The organism is Dolichospermum planctonicum (assembly GCF_005402965.1).
Taxonomy (GTDB): domain Bacteria; phylum Cyanobacteriota; class Cyanobacteriia; order Cyanobacteriales; family Nostocaceae; genus Dolichospermum; species Dolichospermum planctonicum.
Genome location: NZ_BJCF01000047.1, coordinates 23,242 through 30,399, shown reverse-complemented (window position 1 = coordinate 30,399; position 7,158 = coordinate 23,242). Strand labels below are relative to the sequence as shown.

Annotated in this window: 2 protein-coding genes and 2 pseudogenes; 3 read left to right on the top strand and 1 reads right to left on the bottom strand. The window is 35.0% G+C overall.

The window, feature by feature from the left end:
* Positions 1-356: 356 nt before the first annotated feature.
* The 3 genes and pseudogenes from FFO06_RS22680 to FFO06_RS17115 form a co-directional block, all read left to right on the top strand.
* Positions 357-821, top strand: a pseudogene (locus FFO06_RS22680) (REP-associated tyrosine transposase); the annotation flags it as partial.
* Positions 822-1,436: 615 nt separating this feature from the next.
* Positions 1,437-1,532, top strand: a pseudogene (locus tag FFO06_RS22630) (P-loop NTPase fold protein); the annotation flags it as partial.
* Positions 1,533-1,844: 312 nt separating this feature from the next.
* Entirely contained in the window at positions 1,845-4,478 is a 2,634-nt protein-coding gene (locus FFO06_RS17115) for a DNA polymerase III subunit alpha (protein ID WP_137909116.1), read from the top strand.
* Between the two features lie 95 nt (positions 4,479-4,573).
* Here the strand turns inward: FFO06_RS17115 and FFO06_RS17110 are convergent, their stop codons facing one another.
* On the bottom strand, positions 4,574-7,123 hold the full coding sequence (locus FFO06_RS17110; RefSeq protein WP_137909115.1) for a tetratricopeptide repeat protein: 2,550 nt from the start codon (positions 7,121-7,123) through the stop codon (positions 4,574-4,576).
* Between the last annotated feature and the right edge of the window lie 35 nt (positions 7,124-7,158).

The window sequence follows — 7,158 nt, the reverse complement described above, 5'->3', positions numbered from 1 at the left end:
GAGGATTTTTTTAATGGGCGGGCAAGATGCCCACCCCACAAGAGGATTTTTTTAATGGGCGGGCAAGATGCCCACCCCACAAGAGGATTTTTTTAATGGGCGGGCAAGATGCCCACCCCACAAGAGGATTTTTTTAATGGGCGGGCAAGATGCCCACCCCACAAGAGGTGTAAACTATAAGAACTCCACAAGAGGTGTAAACTATAAGAAGCCCACAAGAGGTGTAAACTATAAGAGATGTATATAAACTACAAAAAATAAAAAGAATGTAATTTTCTGTTTAGAGGATGGGAAATATAAAGATAGGGCAGGCAAGATGCCTATCCTACAATAAACCTAGAAAATATTTTTCTGTTATGGAAGAAGCAAGGTTAAAAATTTACCATAGGATGTTACCTCATTGGGAGTTAGATGGGGCAAGTTATTTTATTACTTTTAATACTTGGGAAAAGTTAGAACTTAACCCAGAAGCTAGGGAAATAGTTTTGAATAGTTGTTTATTTTTTAATAATCAAAGATATAAGATATTTGTCTTGGTTGTGATGATAGATCATGTACATTTACTGATGCAGCCTTTACTTAAATCAGAAAATGAGTATTGGTCTCTTAGTAGCATTATGAGTAGTATTAAAGGTTATAGTGCTAAACAGATTGCCAAGGTGATGAAACATATAGGAACTATTTGGCAAGATGAGCGATATGACAGAATTGTCAGAAATGAAGAAGAGTTTCAAGCATATTGGCAATATATCAGACAAAATCCTGTAGAAGCAGGACTGTCATCAACACCAGAAGATTACCCTTACTTGTGGCAAACCTCAGAATCACCTCAATTATTACATCCTCTCTCTTGTGGGGTGGGCATCTTGCCTGCCCTTGGCAACCAACCTCAGAATCACCTCAATTATTACATCCTCTCTCTTGTGGGGTGGGCATCTTGCCCGCCCTTGGCAACCAACCTCAGAATCACCTCAATTATTATATCCTCTCTCTTGTGGGGTGGGCATCTTGCCTGCCCTTGGCAACCAACCTCAGAATCACCTCAATTATTATATCCTCTCTCTTGTGGGGTGGGCATCTTGCCTGCCCTTGGCAACCAACCTCAGAATCACCTCAATTATTACATCCTCTCTTGTGGGGTGGGCATCTTGCCCGCCCTTGGCAACCAACTTCAGAATCACCTCAATTATTACATCCTCTCTTGTGGGGTGGGCATCTTGCCCGCCCTTGGCAACAAAATTTTAATGCTACTAAATATACTTGACATGAAAGTATATAAGATAAGATAATTAATGTATTAGAAAAATGTTTGTTTTTGTCATTGGATGCTAAAAAAGTTTATGACTCAAAATACAAATAAAGCAAATGCTAGAATTAATCGATAAAAAGCTGAAAGTATTCTCAAGAGATTTTAAAAAAATGAAGATTATAGCGTTTTAGCTGTCAAGGGGAAATGGGGTGTTGGAAAAACCCATCTAGTTGAGAATTTTTTATCTGAACATAGAAAAGACGATTATTCATATAATAGATAATATTTATAATAGTGATAACACAAATTAATGGTTGAAAAATATATTCATTCAAGTTATATAATGGGGGCGGGCAAGATGCCCACCCCACAGGAGTTTTTGAAGATTTGGATTTGCATATTAAATACTAAGTAGCTTATTAAATGCTTATTATCAGGCTAATTACAAAACTATATATCCTAAAATTAAATTAACTATAACAGCCGCAACATTGATGTTAAATTATAACATACCTGGTTAATTACTCCCTTCCCGGCATAAAATATTAACTAAAAAGTGTTAGTTGAAAATCCCCTTACTTTACCAAATACTAATATGTCCTTTGTTCCCTTACATATTCACAGTGATTACAGCTTGCTTGATGGTGCTAGTCAATTACCAGAATTGGTAGATCGAGCGATCGCATTAGGAATGAAAGCGATCGCCCTCACAGATCATGGTGTCATGTATGGGGCTGTGGAACTGATCAAAATCTGCCGCAGTAAGACGATTAAGCCAATCATTGGCAACGAAATGTATATCATTAATGGTGAAATTGACAAACAAGAACGTCGTCCTAAATATCATCAAGTCGTATTAGCCAAAAATACTCAAGGCTATAAAAATCTAGTTAAATTAACTACCATTTCTCACCTGCAAGGAGTACAAGGTAAAGGCATTTTTTCCCGTCCCTGTATTAATAAGGATTTACTGAAACAATATAAGGAGGGGTTAATAGTCACCAGTGCTTGTTTAGGGGGAGAAATTCCCCAAGCAATTCTCAGTAATCGGCCAGATATAGCCAGGAAAATTGCCAAATGGTATAAAGAAGTATTTGGTGAAGATTTTTATTTAGAAATTCAAGATCATGGTTCTCAAGAAGACCGGATTGTAAATGTAGAAATCGTCAAAATTGCCAGGGAATTAAACATTAAATTTATCGCCACAAATGACTCTCATTTTATCTCTTGTTTTGATGTAGAATCCCATGATGCCTTATTATGTATTCAAACCGGTAAACTTATTAGCGAAGATAAAAGAATGCGGTACAGCGGCACAGAATACCTCAAATCATCTGAGGAAATGCACCAGCTATTCCGTGACCATTTAGCCGATGATATCATTGCCGAAGCGATCGCTACAACAGAAGAAATTGCGGATAAAGTTGAACCTTATCACATCATGGGTGATCCACAAATTCCCACACCCACAATCCCTTCAGGACATACAGCAGATACTTATGCAGAGGAGGTTGCATGGTTGGGACTTTTAGAAAGATTAAATCGCAAATCTCGCAACGAAGTAGATCCGGTCTATAAAGAAAGATTAGAATATGAATTAAAAATGATTCAGCAAATGGGATTTTCCACCTACTTTTTAGTAGTTTGGGACTATATCAAATTTGCAAGAGACAATAATATTCCCGTTGGTCCAGGACGGGGTTCTGCGGCAGGTTCTTTAGTAGCTTATGCTATGAGAATTACGAATATTGACCCGGTACATCATGGTTTATTATTTGAAAGATTTCTCAATCCCGAACGCAAATCAATGCCGGATATTGATACAGATTTCTGCATTGATAAACGAGATCAGGTAATTGAATATGTCACTGAAAAATATGGGGTTGAGAGAGTAGCCCAAATTATTACTTTTAACCGACTGACATCAAAAGCAGTGTTAAAAGATGTGGCTAGAGTGTTAGATATTCCCTACAATGAATCTGACAAAATGGCGAAAATGATTCCTGTAGTCCGGGGTAAACCTACAAAATTGAAAGTGATGATTTCCGATGAAACTCCCGAACCAGAATTTAAAGCCAAATATGATAATGATCCCACTGTGCGGCGCTGGATTGATATGGCCATGCGAATTGAAGGGACTAACAAAACCTTCGGTGTTCATGCTGCTGGTGTGGTTATTTCCGCAGAACCATTAGATGAACTTGTTCCCCTACAGCGAAATAATGACGGTTCTGTAATTACCCAATATTTTATGGAAGATTTGGAATCTTTGGGATTATTAAAAATGGACTTTTTGGGGTTGCGGAATTTAACCTTAATTCAAAAAACCATTGATTTAATTGAACAAAGTAAAGGATATCGTGTTGATCCTGATCAAATTACCGGACAGGAAAGAAAGGCACAAAAAATATTAGCCAAAGGTGAACATACCAGCTTACCAAAAGATGTGGCTAAAGCTTATTCACTATTAGAAGCAGGTGATTTAGAAGGCATATTTCAATTAGAATCTTCAGGGATGAAACAGATAGTGCGAGATTTGAAACCTTCTAATATTGAAGATATTTCTTCTATTCTTGCACTTTATCGTCCTGGACCATTAGATGCCGGATTAATTCCTAAATTTATTAATCGGAAACATGGACGAGAAGAAATTGAATATGATACTCAAATTTTAGAACCGATATTAAATGAAACCTACGGAATTATGGTTTATCAAGAGCAAATTATGAAAATTGCTCAAGATATGGCTGGTTATAGTTTAGGACAAGCTGATTTACTCCGTCGCGCTATGGGGAAAAAGAAAGTATCGGAAATGGAGAAACAAAAGCAAAATTTTATTGATGGTTCTGCAAAAAATGGTGTAAAATCCCAAGTTGCTGAACATTTATTTTGGGATATGTTAAAATTTGCCGAATATTGTTTAAGTTATGATACAGAAATTTTAACTGTTGAATATGGTTTTTTAGAGATTGGGGAAATTGTGGAAAAGCAAATTGAATGTAAAGTTTATACTGTTGATAGTAATGGAATATTATACACTCAATCAATTGCCCAATGGCATCATCGAGGACAACAGGAAGTCTATGAATATTTATTAGAAAATGGGGCAATTATTCGCGCGACAAAAGACCATAAATTCATGACTGAAGCAGGGGAAATGTTACCCATTGATGAGATTTTTGCCCAAGGATTAGATTTATTACAAGTGGAAAATTTACCGATACAGTAGATTTCATCTTTTTGAGGTATAAAACCCACATTCCGCACCCTATTCCTCCCTTGAGCAAGGGGGGGATGAAAAAAATCCCATCTTCTGTTAACTATTTACGCTGATTTGGGGGTTTTTAATTTCTCTTTTTCAACTTTCTCAACTTGTCGGGGAGCCGCTGCTGCTGTAAATAATATTATGGCTTGCTCAAAATTGGTCTGACTATTTTTAAAGTCACCCATTTTCTGATATGTTAAACCTAGTTGGAAGTGAGCCTCTGCTAAATCACATCTGTTACCACTGATTTTATGGAATATTTCTATTGATTGTGAATGTTTGAAAAGTGCTTCTGGAAAATTATCTTGGATGCGATCAAGTTCTGCTAAACCTGTTAAAACCTGAGCTACAAGGGGATTATAGTGAGAATTATAGTTAAGTTCTTGAGCAGATTCTATCCATCCATAGGAACTTTCTGCTTGAGAAAGTTTGATCGCTGCATTATATATTTTTAAAGATTTTTTAATGTTTCCTAAATTTTTGTAAATTAGACCTAACTTTAATAAAGCATATATTTTACGCCATCTGCAAAAATTCACTTCAGTTCCTAAACCTGCATTAATCAGAAAAGTTTCTAAATTAAGTATAATATGATATACTATTTCAGCAAAAATTCCTGTGAAAAGGGAATAATATACTTTTTTAGCCAAAGATTGAGGAATAATGTATTTTTCTTCTGGACTAAAGTACGAGTATAACAAAGCTAAATGTAGCCACACGGTTACTTGATATTTTTCTATTTTTAACTTTAAATTTTTATCTCCTTTTTGGATTATATTTTCTATCCATGATTTGGTCGGTTCTAAAATATTTATGGCTGCTTCTAGTTCCCAGATGTCTATATAGTAAAAAGATAAATGGATGTGATTTTTGACTATTAATAATACAATCTCATCATAACTTATGTCTATTTGATGATTTTCAAAATTATTTAAAATACAATTTGCTATTGCTAGTGATTGATGCAAATAATTAATCGCTATATTCATATTTCCAGACACTAAATTTATTATGCCTTCAATACTATAAATACTTGCTAGTAGATATTCAGATTTTATCTTTTCTTTGAGGAAATTCAGTATAGATATTACTTGTGTTAATGCTCCCATTCGATAGTAAGAAAAAGCCAGCATTTCATCAAATGACCAGCAACCATTTCTTCGTTGAATAATTATATATCCAGCTTGTTCAAAGTCATGAATACATTCATAATGATAATAAGCTTCAAAGGCTTTTTTAGCATCTTCTATTGTGCGAATATTGTTTACACTACCTGTCCAAAATTCGGCTGCTTTGCGGTTAACTTCCTGCCATTCTTGACTTGATTTTAACCTTTTTATGCTCTCTTCTCTAATCACTGTATGCAGCCAATACTTTCCCTTGGTAAATTCAAACAAACGTAAATTTTTTAAATATCTAATTATATAGATACACTGTTGCTGGTCAGGAATATCCCACAGCAAAGCTAGTAAGGCATCTTCAGTAATTTGTGGTATATCTTGATAGCGATAACATCCTAACCGACACAGTAACTTATAGGCATTGGGATTTAAACTTTGCAATCTCTCAAATTGATTGACAACTAAATTTTTCAATCCTCTTTCCACTAAAGTACAATTTTCTTGCCAATAAGTAGTTGCATCTCCTTGATAATCTGTTTTTATTGACCCAAGTAAGATATGCATGGCTTTGGCATTACCCCCATATTTTATGTGCATTTTTTCTAGTAAATAAATATTAATCTCAACTTCGTGAAATGCAAAAAATTCTTGCCACGCTGATACAGCTAATTGACTTAAATAATAATGATAAACTAGATCAATACGGTCATCAAATAAACATTCTCTACTAGTAATTATTGTAAATGACTGGACAGTTGCATCCGCTAAAATCCTGAATAATTCTAGATAACGACTATGATTTTGAATGAACTTACCGTGTTTATCTAGTGCGGGTTCTAAGCCATCAATTAATATCCCGACTTGACGATTTTGCAAGTGTTTTTTTAATCTGATCAGTGTAATACCAAATTCTCTTCCTGGTTCTTCTTGAAAGTATTGTTTTAGCCATTCTTCAACTACGCTGTCAACGCTAGTGATATTATCTGGTTCTTTAGCTATTTCTAGGGATAAAACTAAATCAAACCCTTGATTATCTAAGTATTGCTTGGCTAAAGTTGTTTTACCTAGTCCTCCTGGTGCCTGAATAACAATAATTTTTTGATGTTGATTAATTAGAGTATTAAGCTTTGCTACGTCATCATCTCTGCCAAAAAAATGAGGACTTTTGTTTTCAAAAGACAAGCAGTTTTGATCGGCACTCTTGGCACTACTTATATCTTTTGAAACTAGAATACTGTCTACGTTACGCTTGTATGATATTTTTAATACCTTAAATACAGACTGAATTACATATTCTTCAACACTTTGCTTTGTTAAGACTTTACGAATCGTATTATTACTTATAGTTTCACCAGTATTTTCCATCTGTTTCTGTATCCAAGTAATTCTATGACGAGGGTTCACGTGGTTTTTAGTAAGGGTATTAATTATTTTTTCCTCACCCAACTTGGTTAATAAGTATGTCTGGCGATTTCTGGGGATTTTCATAATCGAACTGAAAGAATAATGAATTTAAGGAAGTT

Bases quoted from the DNA above. Each gene is read 5' to 3' on its own strand.
- FFO06_RS17115 (WP_137909116.1), top strand. From the start codon at position 1,845: ATGTCCTTTGTTCCCTTACATATTCACAGTGATTACAGCTTGCTTGAT.
- FFO06_RS17110 (WP_137909115.1), bottom strand. From the start codon at position 7,123: ATGAAAATCCCCAGAAATCGCCAGACATACTTATTAACCAAGTTGGGT.